At 39.5% G+C, this 18,395-nt stretch carries 13 protein-coding genes; 11 read left to right on the forward strand and 2 right to left on the reverse strand.

All coding sequences use genetic code 11. The features are described from left to right. Positions 1-165 precede the first annotated feature (165 nt). Positions 166-2,940 carry a two-component sensor histidine kinase BarA gene (gene barA, locus H4J63_RS17110; protein WP_182197697.1) on the reverse strand — a complete coding sequence of 925 codons (2,775 nt, stop codon included), beginning with the start codon at positions 2,938-2,940 and terminating at the stop codon, positions 166-168. A gap of 109 nt (positions 2,941-3,049) precedes the next feature. On the opposite strand from barA, the gene rlmD reads away from it, so the two are divergent. The 5 genes from rlmD to eno all read left to right on the forward strand — a co-directional run bounded on the left by rlmD (position 3,050) and on the right by eno (position 10,548). Beyond that, positions 3,050-4,375, forward strand: coding sequence for a 23S rRNA (uracil(1939)-C(5))-methyltransferase RlmD (rlmD, locus tag H4J63_RS17115; protein WP_182197699.1), 1,326 nt, complete (start codon positions 3,050-3,052; stop codon positions 4,373-4,375). A gap of 8 nt (positions 4,376-4,383) precedes the next feature. Continuing rightward, entirely contained in the window at positions 4,384-6,540 is a 2,157-nt protein-coding gene (gene relA, locus H4J63_RS17120; RefSeq protein WP_138488670.1) for a GTP diphosphokinase, read from the forward strand. A 2-nt stretch (positions 6,541-6,542) separates the two neighbouring features. Continuing rightward, positions 6,543-7,340, forward strand: coding sequence for a nucleoside triphosphate pyrophosphohydrolase (mazG, locus tag H4J63_RS17125; RefSeq protein ID WP_024604700.1), 798 nt, complete (start codon positions 6,543-6,545; stop codon positions 7,338-7,340). Positions 7,341-7,502: 162 nt separating this feature from the next. Further along, a complete protein-coding gene (locus H4J63_RS17130; protein ID WP_182197701.1) occupies positions 7,503-9,137 on the forward strand; it encodes a CTP synthase in 1,635 nt (544 codons plus the stop codon). A gap of 112 nt (positions 9,138-9,249) precedes the next feature. Then, positions 9,250-10,548 (forward strand): phosphopyruvate hydratase, encoded by a 1,299-nt coding sequence (gene eno / locus H4J63_RS17135; protein WP_002958706.1) that lies wholly within the window; start codon positions 9,250-9,252, stop codon positions 10,546-10,548. A gap of 193 nt (positions 10,549-10,741) precedes the next feature. Here the strand turns inward: eno and mutH are convergent, their stop codons facing one another. Next, positions 10,742-11,413, reverse strand: coding sequence for a DNA mismatch repair endonuclease MutH (gene mutH / locus H4J63_RS17140; protein WP_002958705.1), 672 nt, complete (start codon positions 11,411-11,413; stop codon positions 10,742-10,744). A gap of 530 nt (positions 11,414-11,943) precedes the next feature. Between mutH and rppH the strand changes: the two genes are divergently transcribed. The 6 genes from rppH to galU all read left to right on the forward strand — a co-directional run bounded on the left by rppH (position 11,944) and on the right by galU (position 18,238). Continuing rightward, on the forward strand, positions 11,944-12,462 hold the full coding sequence (rppH, locus tag H4J63_RS17145; protein WP_002958704.1) for an RNA pyrophosphohydrolase: 519 nt from the start codon (positions 11,944-11,946) through the stop codon (positions 12,460-12,462). Positions 12,463-12,492: 30 nt separating this feature from the next. Continuing rightward, positions 12,493-14,757 carry a phosphoenolpyruvate--protein phosphotransferase gene (ptsP, locus tag H4J63_RS17150; RefSeq protein ID WP_182197703.1) on the forward strand — a complete coding sequence of 755 codons (2,265 nt, stop codon included), beginning with the start codon at positions 12,493-12,495 and terminating at the stop codon, positions 14,755-14,757. A 90-nt stretch (positions 14,758-14,847) separates the two neighbouring features. After that, complete coding sequence (locus tag H4J63_RS17155) at positions 14,848-15,657, forward strand: sulfite exporter TauE/SafE family protein (protein ID WP_024589991.1); 810 nt, start codon at positions 14,848-14,850, stop codon at positions 15,655-15,657. 13 nt (positions 15,658-15,670) lie between these two features. Further along, positions 15,671-16,474 carry a prolipoprotein diacylglyceryl transferase gene (lgt, locus tag H4J63_RS17160; RefSeq protein WP_182197705.1) on the forward strand — a complete coding sequence of 268 codons (804 nt, stop codon included), beginning with the start codon at positions 15,671-15,673 and terminating at the stop codon, positions 16,472-16,474. Positions 16,475-16,484: 10 nt separating this feature from the next. Then, the gene (locus tag H4J63_RS17165) at positions 16,485-17,336 is read left to right on the forward strand and encodes a thymidylate synthase (RefSeq protein WP_182197707.1); all 852 of its coding nucleotides are present in this window, start codon (positions 16,485-16,487) and stop codon (positions 17,334-17,336) included. Between the two features lie 23 nt (positions 17,337-17,359). Next, positions 17,360-18,238, forward strand: coding sequence for a UTP--glucose-1-phosphate uridylyltransferase GalU (gene galU / locus H4J63_RS17170; RefSeq protein WP_024604695.1), 879 nt, complete (start codon positions 17,360-17,362; stop codon positions 18,236-18,238). Positions 18,239-18,395: the final 157 nt, after the last annotated feature.

Consider the following 18,395-nt stretch of genomic DNA (forward strand, 5'->3'; position numbering starts at 1 on the left):
GAAACGCTGACGCTATTTCAGTTACCAACAAGGCATCATGAGCGCAGCTTTCCACGATGTGTGAAAAAGAAACCATCTAAATATCCCTATAAAAAAAAGCCAGTCAGTGTTAACTGACTGACATTACGGTAAATACCGCGTTTTTTTGTATCTAAAATTCAAAGCTTATCTTTGCAGTTCGGTCACACTTGCATCTGCAAGTAGGTTTTCAAGCTCGTCCTGTAACTCAAATAATTCAGGCTCAATATTCTCTAACAAGCATTTATTTTTAAGCGATGTTTCGATTGTTTCTGCGAGTGATTTAAGTTTAGGTACACCAGTGTAACAACATGCACCATGAAACTTATGGACAATACTTAACACTTGCTGGCAATCGTTACTCTCTATTGCTTTAGCAAGTAATGTAAGGGTCTCAGGGACACTTAAAAGTAGCATGTTAAGCATCTCTAGCGCTAACTCGCTCTTTCCGCCAGCACGCTGCAGGGCTTGTGCCCAATTAATTCGACTACTTTGAAATGGTGCAGGACTTTGTGGTGTATCTGTTTTAGCTTTGTCACGATTAACAGGAGTCTGTGGACTATGGTCGCTAATAATTTGTTTAAGCATATCTTCATCAATAGGTTTAGTTAAATAGCCTTTAAAGCCATCTTTTAACAGTTGCTCTTTTTCGCTTTGAAGGGCGTGTGCCGTTACAGCGATAATGGGTGTGTCTTCATTAAGTGATGATTCTTGTATAAGCTTACATGCGGTTATACCGTCCATAATTGGCATTTGTATATCCATAAAAATTATGTCGTATTTATGACTTTTACTTAAGCTGTATGCTTGTGAACCATTATGAGCCGTTTCTATTACTTCAATCTGTTCACTTAATAAAGTATGGAGAAGTTTTAAATTGGCATCGTTATCATCAACAACCAATACTTTTAACGGCAGTAGAGCTTGATCGTTTTGTTCAATATTATGAGTAGGGTGGTCAAGTCTGTAAGGTGCTGCAAGTACTTCACATAACTTACGGTGATTAAGTGGTTTACTTAAACATGCATCAGCTCCGCTGCCTATAAAGGCTTCTCGCATATTGTGCGATACTGTATTAAGCATTAAGTATAAGTAATCAGTAGATTCACGCACGGCTTTTACATAGCTTTTTAGTTGCTGCATATCATCAACTGATGCCATATGGCCAATTAAGCAAACGTCATATTTATGTGCAGTATTTTTTATAGCGTCTAAAAAGCTAGTTTCGTTAAAGCATGCAGTTACGTTTGATTCCCACTGGGTTAATAACGAAAGTACGGCATGGTGCGTATGCTCATGTGGCTCTAAATATAAGATACGCTTACCAATGAGCGATTTAGTCGGTAAGTCATTTGTAAATACGTGATTTGGCAAACTAAACACACTATTGAATGTAAAGCAGGTACCGTTACCAGGCGCAGAATTTAACGTTATACGGCCACTCATTGCTTCAACAATATGCTTGGTAATAATAAGACCAAGGCCTGTACCACCAAACTTACGTGTAATGCTTGAGTCTGCTTGTCCAAATGGAGTGAATAAAGAGTCTTGCTTATCCATAGGTATACCCACGCCAGTATCAGTTACTGAGACAAGTAAAGAAGTGCGTTCGTCGTCGAGTAACCGATGGCTTATGTCGACCTTAATAGAGCCTTTTTCGGTAAATTTAATCGCATTACTTAATAGGTTTATTAAGACTTGTTTAAAGCGAGTGGGATCGCCTGTTAAGTCATCCGGTACTTGTTGGTTAATGTAAATGGATAGCTCTAATTGCTTATCGTGTGCGCTAGGAGCGAGTAGTGTCATTACTTCATTTACAGCATCACGAAGTTGAAACTGAATCGACTCAAGCTCCATTGCACCGGCTTCTAGTTTGGAGAAGTCTAGAATGTCGCTAATAATAGTCATTAAACTATTTGCTGAGAGCATAATGGTGTCGAGGTAATCTTTTTGATGTTTATTCAGCGGTGTTTTATAAAGCTGGCGTGTAAACCCAATAACACCGTTTAACGGAGTACGAAGCTCGTGACTCATTTTAGCTAAAAAGTCTGATTTTACACGGTTAGCATCTTGCGCTTCTTTTTTAGCAAACGAGAGCTCTATATTTGACGTTTCGTATTGCTCTAGTGTTTCGCGGTAGTCGCTTGTTGCTTGATCAATATTTTTTTGCATTTCATCTTTTTGCATCACCATAGTGTGAGCAATGGTGTTTAAGCCTTCTCGAAGTAACTCAAACTCACCAATCATGTTGTCGTTAAGGCCAGTACTTCTTTTACCTTCAACTAACTTGTCGGTTGCAAGTACTAACTTATTAAGCGGCGTCATAAACATGCGGCTTAACCTTAAAGCTAAAATAGCTGCAAACACCAATGATAAAATAATCACAATACCGCTAATTAATAAAGCTCGTTGTTGCCCTATAACAGCTTGGTCTTTGTTTAGCTGTATAATAACGGTGCCCAGAGATGACTGAAAAGCCGACGGGTCCCATTTAGAATCGTGACTTGTATGGTTAATAATGGGGGTGAAAAATGTAACAAGCTCATCTGACTTTTGCACATGGGTGGTTTTTAAATTTATGAGCGTTTTTTGACTAATTAACTTTTCAAATGAGCGGTGATAATTACTGGTCATTAATAGCGCATTATTTTTATCAAAAATTGCAATCGACTTAATTGTAGGGGAGTGCTTGTTATGTGTGTAGCTTATAAGGCGATTCAATAGCTGTTTGTTTTTTTCGAGCATGGGTTGCTCAAGCGCAATAGCAAGGGGCTCAGAAATAGTAGTGCCTTGCTGATATAAAATTTCATCAAGCTCAATGTAACGATTTATTGTAAAATAGCCACCAAGTAGTAATCCTATGATCACCGTTGGGATCAGGGTCAGTGTTAAAACAGAATCGCGTAAGCCTAATTTGGTCATAATGAGAGCGTTTTATCGTTATTAGTATGACTTGAGTATATACGGTTCAACACGCATTCTAAAGCATCTAAATATAGGTGCTTCATAAATAAAGTTAAGGTAATGCCTAATGGCGCAAATTTTTAAAGCGAAAAAAAAACCGTTAAAGCAACAAACACTAGAATTAACTATAACGGGAATGGATCATCAAGGGCGTGGCATTGCTAAACATAACAATAAAGTATGTTTTGTAAGCGGTGCATTACCAAACGAAACAGTCAAAGCAACACTCGTCGAAGATAAAGCTAAATATAGCAGTGCAAAAGTAATTAAAGTTATTAAAGCGAGTGAATCAAGAGTAGATGCTTTTTGTGAGCACTATAATCAGTGTGGTGGTTGCCAATTACAGCATTTAGAAGAAAGCCAACAAGTTGTAGAAAAAAAAACTGCAGTTACTCAGTTATTTAGTAAGTTTGCTAAATTAAACAGCTTAAACTGGCAAGCCCCATTATTAAGTAAACCTGTGCATTACAGACGCAGCGCTCGTATAGCTGTTATGTTTGATAAAGCAGCTAAAAAAATGCGCGTGGGTTACAGAGCAAGTGGCTCAAAAAATATTGTGAGTATTAATAAATGTGCAGTACTTGATGAAGTATTTACAGATGTTTTTACACTTTTTGATGATTTAATTAATCAACACAAAGCACTGCACAGTATAAGCCATTTACAGTTATGCCAAAGTGATAAACAAAACTTTGTTGTTATTCGTCACACTAAAGCAATTAATGATGATACAAAGGCTTTGGTTGAGCACATAACAAAAAGCCAGCAATTTGAAATTGTATGGCAAAGCGAGAGCGATGCAATAGAACATTCACACTTAGCCATGCCATTTTATTATCTTAAAGAATTTGATCTAAAATTTGAATTTGGTTTAGGTAATTTTATTCAGGTAAATGCACAAGTTAACGAAGCTATGTTAAAGCAAGCTGCAAATTGGCTTGATTTAAAAGGTGATGAAAATTTATTGGATTTATTTTGTGGTATTGGTAATTTCTCATTAGTGTTAGCAAAACAAGCAAAATCTGTAATTGGTGTAGAAGGTGTGACTTCAGCGGTTGCAATGGCTGCTCAAAATGCGCAAACTAACTCTATTACCAATGCGCAGTTTCATTGCTTTGATTTAACCCAAAGCATACAGAGCGCCCCATGGTTTAGCAAAAACTTAGATGTGCTTGTACTCGATCCTTCCAGGACTGGTGCTATGGCTGTATTAGAGCAATTACCTTTAAAGCAGTTTAAAACTATTTTATATGTCTCTTGTGACCCTGTTACTTTAGCCCGTGACAGCGCAATTATTTCACAAGCTGGCTTTGATCTTAATAAAATTGGGCTAATGAATATGTTTCCTCATACAGGGCATATTGAAACTATGGCGTTATTTCAACGGAGGTAGAACGCATTATGGTAGCTACACGACAATCACATCAACAAGATGAGACAACAGATTTTAGCACTCGGCTTTCATTTCTTGCCTTGTCTGAAGAAAAAACAGAGCTACTTACTAAAGCCCAAGCGCTCTGCGTAAAATGTGATAGTGAAAGTAGGCAAACTACTGCAATCGAAATGGTTGAAATTTTAGCTGAGCTAAATCTCGACCCCGAATCGTTAGCTACTGCGTATTTAACCCCGTATTTTTTAAACGACTTAATATCGCTTGAAACCATCGAAGAGCAGCTTGGGAATAACATTGCCATGCTGCTAACTGGGGTTGCACAGATGGCCACTATTAGTACTTTATCGCATCAAGGTAAAGGTACTATGCAAGTTGATAATATTCGAAAAATGTTATTAACCATGGTTGAAGATGTGCGCGCCGTGGTCATTAAGCTTGCAGAGCAGGTATGTCATTTACGCAATGTAAAAAATGCGGATGAAGAAGACCGCGTCATTGCCGCTAAAGAAACGGCTGATATTTTTGCACCATTGGCAAACAGATTAGGAATAGGGCAATTAAAATGGGAACTAGAAGATTTATCGTTTAGATATTTGCACCCAGGCACCTATAAAAGCATAGCCAAACAACTTGACGACAAACGCCTTACACGCGAAGCCTACATGGAAGATATGGTTGAGCAAGTAAAAAGCCGTTTAAGTGAAGCGGGCATAGAAGCCCAAGTTTATGGTCGCCCTAAGCACATTTACAGCATTTATAAAAAAATGCAGCAAAAAAACTACGAGTTTGATCAGCTTTTTGATATTCGGGCAATGCGTATCGTCGTTGAACGATTGCAAGACTGCTACGGTGCGCTGGGCATTGTGCACACCAATTGGCGTCATCTTAATAAAGAGTTTGACGACTATGTAGCAACCCCAAAACAAAACGGCTATCAGTCAATTCATACCGTGGTATTTGGACCTGAAGGTAAAACGGTAGAGATACAAATTCGTACCAGCGACATGCATCAAGATGCTGAGTTAGGGGTGGCTGCACACTGGATGTACAAAGAAGGTGCATTACCAGGGCGCGGTTCGGGTTATGAGCAAAAAATCAGCTGGTTGCGTAAGCTACTCCAATGGCAAGAAGAAGTGGTTGATGGTGGCGATTTAGCAGAAGAGCTTAAAAACCAAGTAGTAGAAGATCGCGTATACATATTTACCCCAAGCGGCGATATTATCGATTTACCACTTGGTGCTACACCGCTTGATTTTGCTTACTACATCCACTCAAATGTGGGGCATCGTTGTATTGGTGCAAAAATATTCGGCAAAATAGTGCCGTTTACGCATCAACTTACAACAGGAGATCAGGTAGAAATACTGACCCAAAAACAACCAAATCCAAGTCGTGATTGGTTAAACCCGTCATTAGGATACATTAAATCATCCCGTGCTAGAGCTAAAATCCACCACTGGTTTAAACAGCTCGACCGCGACAAAAACTTAAGTGCGGGGAAAGAAATTCTCGACAGTGAATTACAAAAGCTCAATTTAACATATAAAGATTTAGAGCCAGCCATTAAGCGTTTTAACTTTAAAGAGCTGGATGACTTAATGGTCGCGATTGGTGCGGGCGATGTTCGCCTCAATCAAATGCTTAACTTTGTAAGTGATCGGACAGAAGATGAGCCGGTTATTCGCATTAAAGCACCAAGTAAAGTAACTGGTGATAAAAACGGCATTGTGGTTGATGGTGTTGGCAGCTTAATGAGCCATGTAGCCAAGTGCTGTCGCCCAGTACCTGGCGATGAAATAATAGGTTATATAACCCAAGGTCGAGGAATAGGTGTTCATAAGGAAGACTGTGATTCGTTTAATAACTTAAAAAACCAGCATCCTGAGCGTGTTATTTCGGTAAGTTGGTCAGATGATATTAACGGCTCGTACGCACTAAGTATTAAAATAGAAGCCACCGATCGTTCAGGGTTGATACGCGATATAAGCTCAGTACTTGCTAACGAAAAAGTAAATGTTTTAAACATGAACGTAAATACGGTTGAAGATAATCAGTTAGCTATATTTACAATGCAAATAGAAGTACATGACTTATCGGGTACTAACCGTGTTCTTTCTAAATTACACCAAATTGAAGGTGTACATGATGCCAAGCGTGGTCATTAATCATGAATGATAATACAGCGCTTACACAACTTCTTAGCATAATGAAAACACTGCGAGATCCCAAGGGCGGTTGTCCGTGGGATCTCAAGCAAGATTTTAAATCTATTGTGCCGCATACGCTAGAAGAAGCGTACAAAGTTGCCGACTGTATTGAATCAGGCAACTTAGATGAGCTTAAAGGTGAATTGGGTGATTTGCTATTTCAAATAGTTTTTTATGCGCAACTTGCACAAGAGCAAAATCTATTTGATTTTAATGATCTAGTAGAGCAATTAAACGATAAGCTTACCCGTCGTCACCCGCATGTGTTTGGTGAAAAAAAAGAGCTAACAGACGATCAATTATCGCAGCAGTGGCAAGCAATCAAAGCACAGGAGCGAAGTGCTAGAGCGCAAACCGAATCCCCTTCTTTTTGGCAAGATATCCCTGGCAATATGCCAAGCTTAAGCAAAGCCAAAAAAATTCAACAACGCGTGGCTTCCCTTGGCTTTGATTGGCCAACGTATCATGGTGCACTAGATAAAGTGAGTGAAGAAGTGCTTGAAGTAAAAGAAGCGATTGAGCAAGACCCGCTATCTGATCATACAGCGGAAGAACTCGGCGACTTACTTTTTGCCACTGTTAATGTTGTACGCCATGTTAAACGAGATCCCGAACAACTGCTTCGTAGCGCTAATGATAAGTTTTCAGCGCGTTTTGAAAAGGTAAACGCTTATTTGCATGCGCAAGGTAAAAGCTTAGATACAGCAACCTTTGAAGAGATGGATAGTGCGTGGGATGCGATTAAAAAAGTAAAATAGGCTTAATGTTAAATAGTGCACATTTTTTGTGCGCGTATTAGCTAATTTTAGCTGGATTGATAAGCAGTGTTTTGGTACAATTTCGCCCCGTCTTGATGATATACCCTTAGGCTCTTCTTTGGGTGTTATATTCCTTTTAATTCCTGATATTCTAGGGTTCGCATGAGTACAAAATTTATCTTCGTTACTGGCGGAGTTGTTTCTTCGTTGGGTAAAGGTATTGCCGCAGCTTCACTGGCCGCTATTTTAGAAGCCCGTGGTTTAAATGTTACCATTTTAAAGCTGGATCCTTACATCAACGTTGACCCAGGCACAATGAGCCCAATTCAACACGGTGAAGTTTACGTTACAGAAGACGGCGCAGAAACTGACCTTGATTTAGGTCACTACGAGCGTTTTATTCGTACCAAAATGACTAGTCGTAATAACTTCACACAAGGCCGTGTATATGAAGACGTATTACGTCGTGAGCGCCGTGGTGAATACCTAGGTGCTACTATTCAGGTTATTCCACATATCACTAACGATATTAAGCAACGTGTATACGACGGTGCTGAAGGTTATGATATTGCTATTGTAGAAATTGGCGGCACTGTAGGTGATATAGAATCACAACCGTTTATTGAAGCAATTCGTCAGATGGGAACTGAAATTGGCCGCGAACGCGCGCTATTTATTCACTTAACGCTAGTGCCATTTTTAGGCCCTGCCGGTGAAGTTAAAACGAAACCAACACAGCACTCTGTTAAAGAGTTACGCTCAGTAGGTATTCAACCAGATATTCTTATTTGTCGTTCAGACCGTAAACTACCTAATAATGAGCGTGCAAAAATCTCATTATTCACAAACGTAGAAGAAAAAGCGGTTATTTCACTACCTGACGTAGACAGCATTTATAAAATTCCTGCGTTATTAAAAACACAAGAATTAGATAACTTCGTATGTCGTCGTTTTCACTTAGATCCACCTGAAGCTGATTTAGCTGAGTGGGAACAAGTACTTTATCAAGAGTCTAACCCAACGGGTGAAGTGACCATTGGTATGGTTGGTAAGTATATTGAATTACCAGATGCGTACAAATCGGTTAACGAAGCATTAAAGCATGCGGGCCTTAAAAACCGTTTAACAATTAATATTGAATATGTAGATTCACAAGACTTAGAAAGCAAAGGTGTTGAATTACTTTCACACTTAGATGCTATTTTAGTACCAGGTGGATTTGGCGGTCGTGGTGTTGAGGGTAAAATCTTAGCGGCTAAATACGCACGTGAAAATAAAGTACCATATCTAGGTATTTGTTTAGGCATGCAAGTAGCATTAATTGAATATGCACGTAATGTTGCAGGTTTAACGGATGCAAACTCTACAGAATTTAATGCAAATTCAGAAGCACCGGTAGTTGGCTTAATTACTGAATGGCTAGATGCTGAAGGTAATGTTGAAACACGTAGCGAAAAATCTGATTTAGGTGGCACTATGCGTTTAGGCGCACAAAAATGTCATTTAATGCCTGGTTCTAAAGTACATGGAGTATATGGCAGCGACGAAATTGTTGAACGTCATCGTCATCGCTACGAAGTAAATAATAACTTCGTAGAAATACTTGAAAAAGCAGGCTTAAGCTTTACTGGTTTATCAGAAGATAAAAAACTGGTAGAAATTATCGAAAATAAAGATCACCCATGGTTTATTGCCGCGCAGTTCCATCCGGAATTCACGTCAACGCCACGTGATGGTCATCCGTTATTTGAAGGGTTTGTAGCAGCTGCACACATCCACCAAAAAGCGAATTCGTAATTTTAAAAGCCGTGCATATTGCACGGCTTTTTTGTTTTAAGGGCTGACTAAGCTATATAAAACGTAGTAAAGTTAGCTGAACTCACCATTTTGGGAATATAGAGGAATCAAGATGTCAGAAATCGTAAAAGTAATCGGTCGCGAAATTATGGACTCGCGTGGTAACCCAACTGTTGAAGCAGACGTACATTTAGCAGATGGTTCTTGGGGTCGTGCAGCAGCACCTTCAGGCGCATCTACTGGTACTCGTGAAGCATTAGAGTTACGCGACGGTGATAAATCACGTTACTTAGGTAAAGGCGTATTAAAAGCAGTTGGTTATATTAATAAAGAAATTGCTGATGCTTTAGCTGGTCAAAATGCATTAGATCAAAACGCTGTTGATAAAGTGATGCTAGATTTAGACGGTACCGAAAATAAAGAAAAATTAGGTGCAAACGCAATCTTAGCGGTATCACTAGCAACTGCGAAAGCAGCTGCACAGTCTAAAAAAGTTGAGCTTTATGAACATATTGCTGACTTAAATGGCACACCAGGTGTTTACTCTATGCCACTTCCAATGATGAACATCATCAATGGTGGTGAGCACGCAGATAACTCTGTAGATATTCAAGAATTTATGATCCAACCTGTTGGCGCTAAAAACTTCCGCGAAGGCCTACGTATGGGCGCTGAAGTATTCCACAGCCTTGCTAAAGTACTTAAAGCTGATGGTCACTCAACAGCGGTTGGCGATGAAGGTGGTTTTGCACCTAACCTTGCATCTAACGAAGCGGCTCTTGCTGCAATCAAAGTAGCTGTTGCAAACGCAGGTTACGAGCTAGGTAAAGATATTACTTTAGCGATGGATTGTGCTGCATCTGAGTTTTATGACAAAGAAGCAAACATCTACGATCTTAAAGGTGAAGGTAAAAAATTCACTTCTGAAGAATTTAACTTCTTCTTACAAGATCTTACTAATCAGTACCCAATCGTTTCTATCGAAGATGGTCTTGATGAGTCAGATTGGGATGGCTTTGCACATCAAACTAAACTAATGGGTGATAAAATCCAATTAGTAGGTGATGATTTATTTGTAACAAACACTAAGATTTTAAAACGTGGTATCGACAACGGTATTGCTAACTCAATCTTAATTAAGTTTAACCAAATCGGTTCTTTAACTGAAACTTTAGCTGCAATCAAAATGGCTAAAGATGCTGGTTTTACTGTTGTTATTTCTCACCGTTCTGGTGAAACTGAAGATTCAACAATTGCTGATTTAGCAGTGGGTACGGCTGCAGGTCAAATCAAAACAGGTTCATTGAGCCGTTCTGACCGTGTTGCAAAGTACAACCAATTGCTACGTATTGAAGAGCAATTAGGTGATAAAGCACCGTACAACGGTCTTAAAGAAGTTAAAGGTCAGTAATTCTATTTTATATAGAATCTAACTTTTAACTTTAGATGATAAAATCCTCGCCTATGCGGGGATTTTTTATGCTTGATACTTTTTCCAAAGAGATGAAAATAAATTGTAGGCTTCAAGCTTGTTGATGTCCGCAGCACTAAAGAGTGGAACACAAAAGTATAACGCTTTATTCATGCTTTAACTTCTTACGCACTCATAGCTGAAACTGCTGCTTTAAAATATCACCTGTAAAACTGGTTTTTAAATAAAAACCACGGGGTAGGGTTTTAATTATTTGCCCATTTGGGCCAATAGCATCAGTGACTATTTTACTATGAGCAGCTTTAGGGCGTATTTGCATAGCATCGCCTAAATGGCCTGATATTTCGTCGACTCTACCTAGCGCAATTAGCTCCATTTGCTCTTCCCAGTCGCGTTGTAGCAAAGCGTCTTGTTCAGGTGAAGGCTGCCACAAAAAGCCGCTGCCGATGGTTCTGTCAAACGGCGCAATATCACGTTCGCTTAAAATTGGCAGCCATAAAACATGATTTAGTTTTTTACGCACAGAGCTGGTATGCCACGTCATTCCTGTCACGTTCATTAAAGGTGTAACCGATACAAACGTAGTTTCCAGTGGCCTACCTTTATAAGAAATAGGCAGTGTTTTTAGCTCAATTCCTAAATCTTCAAAATCGGGGAGGGGTTTTGAGCCTGCAGTAGCGCCTAGTACGTATTCAATGAGTTGCCCAGTCCAGCCTTTTTCACGTAGTAAATCATCAGGTGTTTTAAAATGGTACTGGTTTGCAAGTTGCCCAAGTGTTAATCCGGCAATACTGTTAACGCGTTGCATTAAGTCGTTTATTGAGTGTGGTTTTGTAGGTCGCATATTCTTAATTTCGGTTGTATAAATACCATAGCCATGATAGCAAATAGGCTAAGCCGTGGATATCTTTAGGGTTGTACGTTTTTTGCTCACATGTTGTTTGTGTTAATTTTGCACATATTGAAATTAAGCTACTTTACTTTAAGTTACTGACTCTGCAGGTTTTTTTAAATGTGCACGTTCAGTTTTGATTAAGCCATTTAAAAGTTGTAAGGATAAATACAACTATATGAACATGTTTATCCACAGAATCTGTGGAGAAGCTAAGTTTTAAGATCTAATATTGTGGATTTGTTTGCAAAATGAGCGCGTTTTACAAAAGTTATGCACAAACTGTGAGTAACTAGAGGAAAACAAGAACCGCAATAGCTTTGATGAGTTATTTTCTAAATATTTACCTATTCTTTATTAATTTATCAACATACTAAAAGCTCAAACTTAGCTCACTAATTGGCTTGGGTATAATAGTATTTGCCGTATTGCGGCTAATGTGGAACAATCATTAAAAATCGACTTACAAATGAGGCACTAAGGTGATTGATGCCGAAGGTTTTCGTGCCAATGTCGGAATTGTGATTTGCAATAATCAGGGACAGGTTTTCTGGGCCAGACGTTATGGTCAACACTCTTGGCAATTTCCCCAAGGTGGTGTTGATGATGGCGAAACTGCAGAACAAACCATGTACCGTGAATTACACGAAGAAGTAGGGTTGCGACCAGAAGATGTAGAAATAGTCGCAAGCTCAAAACATTGGTTACGCTATAAATTACCCAAACGATTAATCCGCCGAGACTCTAGTCCGGTGTGTATTGGGCAAAAACAAAAATGGTTTTTACTAAAATTACGCTGTAAAGACGAAGATGTAAATTTACTTAAAACCCATCATCCAGAGTTTGATGATTGGCGCTGGGTAAGCTATTGGTATCCTGTAAGACAGGTTGTATCGTTTAAACGGGATGTCTATCGACGAGTAATGAAAGAGTTTGCTCCTTTCGCCATGCCTTTTAATAAGAGAGAACAACATAAAGATCATTGGCGAAGTAAAAGGTAGTAATTTCTCGATACAATAAAGGAGCAGGGTATGCTGGCTACACTGAGATCTATTGCGGAGTCTGTATCGCGACAAGCGAATTTAGACAGCGCATTAGTGTGCTTTGTGCAAATGGTTAAAGATGCCATGAAAACCCAGTGCTGCTCCATTTATTTTGCAGATTACAGCCAAGACAATTTTGTACTTATGGCTACCGAAGGGTTAAATCCTGATGCGGTGGGTAAGTTTAGAATTGGGTTTACCGAAGGCTTAGTGGGCCTAGTAGCGCAACGCGAAGAACCTATTAATATTGCATTTGCTAAATCGCATCCTCGTTTTAAGCTTTCCCCCGAAGTAAACGAAGAAGGCTACAACGCTTTTTTATCTGTACCCGTTGTTCATCAAAAAAAAGTACTGGGTGTTATTGTTGTTCAACAAAAAATGGCACGTGTATTTAGCCAAGACGAAGAGTCGTTTTTAATAACGCTTTCTGCCCAACTTGCGTCACAGTTAGCGCATGCTGAAATTAAAGAAATACTACGCCAAGATGAGTCATCTCATCAAACGTCTGTTTTAAAAGGTGTATCGAGCGCGCCAGGGATAGGTATAGGACAAGCATTTGTTGTATTACCAAAACTTGATTTTAAATCTATTGAGCTTTTAAAAGACAGTGACGTCACTGAGCAGCGCCGTTTGTTTACACAAGCTGTAGCTGCAACGCGCAAAGAATTTAATACCCTATCTATGACGCTAAGCGATTCTATTCCGCACGAAGCTCTTGCGGTATTTGATGTGTATCAACAACTGCTTGACGCTAAAAGTTTAGGGCATAATGTTGAAATGCAATTACAAGAAGGCTGGTGTGCTAAAAGCGCCCTAAAAATTGTAATAGAGCGTTTAATATCTCAATTTAATGCCATGCAAGACCCTTATATAAAAGAGCGTGCTGTTGATGTTAAAGACATTGGTCTTCGCGTATTACACCATCTTGTAAATACCGAGCACGCTGTTAAAAATTATCCGCCCAACACTATTTTAATTGCTAATACCTTAACACCCGCCATGCTTGCTGAAGTGCCAAAAGGTCACTTAACAGGCGTTGTAAGCGTAAATGGCTCTGCAAATAGCCATGCTTCTATATTAACGCGTGCGATGGGGCTCCCTGCCATTTGGGGTATAGAAGATTTACCTCTACTACAGTTTAATGGCAAACCGATGATTTTAGATGCATTTGCTGGGCGTTTATATATATCGCCTTCGCAAATGTTGATGGATGAATACACAGAGTTACAGCATCAAGATAACCTACTTAATAACCGCTTTTTAGCAGAGCAAGACTCTGAATCAATTACGCTTGACGGTGAGCATGTTAGCTTATTATTAAACGCAGGCCTCGAGCTTAATACCGAGCAAAGTAGCGCGCATATTTGTGACGGTGTGGGGCTTTATCGAACCGAAGCGTGGTTTATGCAAAAAGGTCAGTTTCCTTCGCAATCAGAGCAAGAAAACTGGTACCGAGAAGTACTAACTAGCTATCATCCTAATCCTGTGGTTATGCGTACATTGGATATTGGGGGCGATAAGGTACTCGATTACTTTAACATTACCGAAGAAAACCCATTTTTAGGTTGGCGTGGCATTCGTATTAGCCTTGATCACCCAGAGTTATTTTTAGATCAACTAAAAGCGATGCTTAAAGCCAATATTGGTTTAGGCAATCTAAAAATAATGCTCCCTATGATCAGCGGCACTGAAGAAGTTGATGAGTCACTTGCTTTATTTGAACAGGCTTATTTTGAGTTAAGTGAAAAATACCCAGAGCAAACCATAGAAAGACCCGACATAGGGATAATGCTAGAGGTACCTTCAAGTGTATTTATGCTTCCAGAGTGGTCAAAAAAAGTCGATTTTTGCTCAGTAGGTAGTAACGATTTAACGCAGTATTTATTAGCAGTAGACAGGGCTAATGCACGAGTTGCCGAACTTTTTAACCCTTATCACCCGGGCGTACTCAGGGTACTAAATAAAGTAGCGCGCGAATGTGAGCAATATGAACTGCCATTTAGTTTGTGTGGTGAACTAGGCGGCGATCCTGAAGGGGCTATTTTGCTTATTGCCATGGGTTACAGGCGCCTTAGTATGAATTTATCATCGCTTAATAAAGTTAAATGGGTACTTAGACGTTTAAATGTCAGTGACATGGAACAACTATTAAGTGAATGCTTAGCGCAATCTACAGCCAAACAAGTACTACGTTTAACGCGAAGCTTTATGCTAGAGCATAAATTAGGTGATTTGTTTTACACTCCTAAATAAGCTTATACGCCTAATTAATTGCAATACACAGATGCTATTAGTTTTATAATCCTTTAATATATAAACCTTAAAAGGGTATTTGAGATTACTATGTATGACTTAGGTTTGTTAGTCGCAAGCTGCGCACTACTAGGCTGTATTGTTGGGTTTTTAGCTGGGTTACTAGGCATTGGTGGCGGTTTAATTATCGTTCCAGTTCTAAGCACTCTGCTACTCTCATTTAATGTAACGTCAGCTGATCATGTATTAGTAATTGCTATTGCAACCTCACTCGCTTCTATTTTATTTACTTCAACGTCTTCAGCGCTGGCTCATCATAAAAATGATAACGTGCCTTGGGCAATTGCCCCGTGGGTTATGTCGGGTGTGGCTTTAGGCGCACTTATTAGTGGCTTTGCAGCAAGTTTAATCCCTGAACAAATATTACGTACAGTGTTTGCTATAAGTGTTGTATTTATTGCAGCAAGAATGGTGCTCTCCGCGCGTAATAAACCGATGTCAGAAAAACCGTTGCCGGCAGGTCCTATTTTAGGGGGCGTTTCTGCAATAATGGGCGGATTATCAGGTTTAATTGGTATTGGTGGTGGTGCTTTAATAGTACCTATGCTTAATTATTTTTCGGTTGATATAAAAAAAGCAATTGGCTGCGCAGCCGCGTGCGGAATTGTTATAGCATTATTTGGCTCTATTGGTTACATCAGCGCAGGCTGGCATGTTACCGATTTAGAGCATGGTTTTGCTGGGTTTGTTTATTTACCTGCATTATTTGGAATTGTTATTACCTCGTGGTTTGTTGCGCCTATTGGCGCCAAAGCAACTCACTATTTACCTGTTAATACAATTAAGAAAGTTTTCGCGGTGCTGCTTGTAGTTATCGCAATTAAAATGGTTTTTAGCTAAAGGTTTATTTTTTATGGCACTTGAGTTTCCTCAAATTGATCCAATTATTTTTTCTGTTGGACCGCTAAGCGTACGTTGGTATGGCTTGATGTATTTAATAGGTTTTGCATTTGCGATGTGGTTTGCAAATCGTCAAGCATCAAAGCCAAATTCGGGTTGGACTAAAGAGCAAGTAAGCGATTTACTGTTTTACGGCATGTTAGGGGTAATACTAGGCGGGCGTATTGGGTACGTATTGTTTTACCAGTTTAGTTACTTTATAGAAAACCCACTGTATTTATTTAGAATAGACCAGGGCGGTATGTCGTTTCATGGTGGAACACTTGGCGTTATAACTGCCGTCGCAATTTTTTCGTGGACGCGTAAAAAGTCGCTTCTTCAAGTGGGCGACTTTGTTGCACCACTTGTTCCTGTAGGGCTTTTAGCAGGGCGTATTGGTAACTTTATAAACGGTGAGTTATGGGGCCGAGTTACTGACGTGCCATGGGCAATGGTATTTCCAACGGGCGGTCCGCTTGCGCGTCACCCATCGCAATTATATGAAGCATTTTTTGAAGGCTTAGTACTGTTTTTAATCCTGCAATGGTTTATTAAAAAACCACGTCCAGCAGGCAGCGTAGCTGGTGTATTTTTATTAGGTTACGGCGTGTTTAGATTCTGTATTGAATATTTCCGCCAACCCGATGCACAACTAGGTTTATTTGCCGACTTTATTTCAATGGGACAAATATTGTCACTTCCTATGATAGTGGGTGGTTTAGGTTTATTAATTTGGGCATATAAGCAACCACAACACGTTAAAACAGCTAAGGCATAATAAGAAAAGCATGAAACAATATTTAAAATTATGTCAGCGTATTGTTGACGAAGGTCAGTGGGTCGAAAACAAACGTACAGGTACGCGTTGTTTAACCGTTATTAATGCCGATTTAGAATACGATGTGGCTAATAATAAGTTTCCAATGATCACTACGCGCAAAAGTTACTACAAAGCAGCGATTGCTGAGTTACTAGGATATTTACGCGGTTACGACAGCGCTGAGCAGTTTCGTGAAATTGGCTGTAAAACATGGGATGCTAACGCAAACGATAACAATGCATGGCTTAATAATCCTCACCGTAAAGGCGAGGACGATATGGGCCGTGTTTATGGCGTACAAGGCCGTGGTTGGCAACGTCCAGATGGCTCAACGCTTGATCAGCTTTCCAAAGTTATTAATAACTTAAAAAATGGCATTGATGACCGTGGTGAAATAATCACGTTTTATAATCCAGGTGAGTTTGAGCTTGGTTGCCTGCGCCCGTGTATGCATACACACACTTTCTCCTTACTTGGTGATACGCTATATTTAACGTCATACCAGCGAAGCTGTGATGTGCCACTTGGCCTTAATTTTAATCAAATTCAGTGTTTTGTGTTGCTTGCGCTAGTGGCTCAAATTACCGGCCACAAAGCGGGTAAGGCGTATCATAAAATTGCTAATGCACATATTTACGAAAACCAACTTGAGCTGATGCGTGATGTGCAGTTAACGCGTGAGCCATTTGCATCACCTCAGTTAAAAATTAATCCAAAAATTAAATCATTAGAAGACATAGAAACGTGGGTAACACGAGACGACTTTGAAGTAACAGGCTATCAATGCCACGAAGCGATTCAATATCCATTTTCAGTATAATAAAAGATTAAGGAAAACATAAAATGAAAGCAGTCATCCCAGTAGCAGGCCTTGGTACTCGTATGTTACCAGCCACTAAAGCAATTCCTAAAGAAATGCTGCCAGTGGTAGACCGTCCTTTAATTCAATATGTAGTAAACGAAGCCGTTGCTGCAGGCATTAAAGAAATAGTGTTAGTAACGCACTCAAGTAAAAATTCAATCGAAAATCACTTCGATACAAGTTTTGAACTAGAAGCTACTTTAGAAAAGCGTGTTAAGCGGCAACTACTTGCCGAAGTGCAAGCAATTTGCCCTAAAGACGTAACCATTATTCACGTACGCCAAGGTGAAGCAAAAGGCTTAGGCCATGCTATTAGTTGTGCAGCGCCTATTATTGGTAACGAACCGTTTGTAGTTATTTTACCAGATGTAATTATTGACGATGTAGAGAGCGATCTTAAAAAAGATAACTTAGCAGAAATGATCGCTAACTTTGAGCAAAACAAGCATAGCCAAATAATGGTTGAGCCAGTACCACTGGATGAAGTAGATAAGTTTGGTGTGGTTGATTTAGGCGATGTTGACTTAAAACAAGGTGAAAGCTCGCCAATTTTTAACATGGTAGAAAAACCGCCAGTAGACGAAGCGCCATCTAACTTAGCTGTAGTGGGTCGATACGTATTAAGCGAAAACATATGGCCGTTACTTGCAAAAACTCCGCAAGGAGCAGGCAATGAAATTCAATTAACTGACGCAATTGCGATGTTAATGGAACACGAAAAAGTAGATGCATACGCTATAAAAGGCCGTAGCCACGATTGTGGAAGTAAAATTGGTTATTTAAAAGCGACTATTGAATTTGCACTTCGTCGCGATGAATTTGCTGATGAATTAAAGTCATTTATTAAAAAACTGATTTAACAGTTAATGTAAATCATAAAAGGCGCCTATATCGGCTGTCTCTTATACACAAATCCCTGCTAAGAAATTAGCGGGGATTTTTTTGAACTAAATCTCAATGTCATGATCAGATCTTCAAATCTTGTTTGAGGGCACATTATGATTAACGAACATACTC

Source organism: Pseudoalteromonas sp. 5Ae-yellow (assembly GCF_014077565.1).
Taxonomy (GTDB): domain Bacteria; phylum Pseudomonadota; class Gammaproteobacteria; order Enterobacterales; family Alteromonadaceae; genus Pseudoalteromonas.

Bases quoted from the DNA above. Each gene is read 5' to 3' on its own strand.
- barA (WP_182197697.1), bottom strand. From the start codon at position 2,940: ATGACCAAATTAGGCTTACGCGATTCTGTTTTAACACTGACCCTGATC.
- rlmD (WP_182197699.1), top strand. From the start codon at position 3,050: ATGGCGCAAATTTTTAAAGCGAAAAAAAAACCGTTAAAGCAACAAACA.
- relA (WP_138488670.1), top strand. From the start codon at position 4,384: ATGGTAGCTACACGACAATCACATCAACAAGATGAGACAACAGATTTT.
- mazG (WP_024604700.1), top strand. From the start codon at position 6,543: ATGAATGATAATACAGCGCTTACACAACTTCTTAGCATAATGAAAACA.
- H4J63_RS17130 (WP_182197701.1), top strand. From the start codon at position 7,503: ATGAGTACAAAATTTATCTTCGTTACTGGCGGAGTTGTTTCTTCGTTG.
- eno (WP_002958706.1), top strand. From the start codon at position 9,250: ATGTCAGAAATCGTAAAAGTAATCGGTCGCGAAATTATGGACTCGCGT.
- mutH (WP_002958705.1), bottom strand. From the start codon at position 11,413: ATGCGACCTACAAAACCACACTCAATAAACGACTTAATGCAACGCGTT.
- ptsP (WP_182197703.1), top strand. From the start codon at position 12,493: ATGCTGGCTACACTGAGATCTATTGCGGAGTCTGTATCGCGACAAGCG.
- H4J63_RS17155 (WP_024589991.1), top strand. From the start codon at position 14,848: ATGTATGACTTAGGTTTGTTAGTCGCAAGCTGCGCACTACTAGGCTGT.
- lgt (WP_182197705.1), top strand. From the start codon at position 15,671: ATGGCACTTGAGTTTCCTCAAATTGATCCAATTATTTTTTCTGTTGGA.
- H4J63_RS17165 (WP_182197707.1), top strand. From the start codon at position 16,485: ATGAAACAATATTTAAAATTATGTCAGCGTATTGTTGACGAAGGTCAG.
- galU (WP_024604695.1), top strand. From the start codon at position 17,360: ATGAAAGCAGTCATCCCAGTAGCAGGCCTTGGTACTCGTATGTTACCA.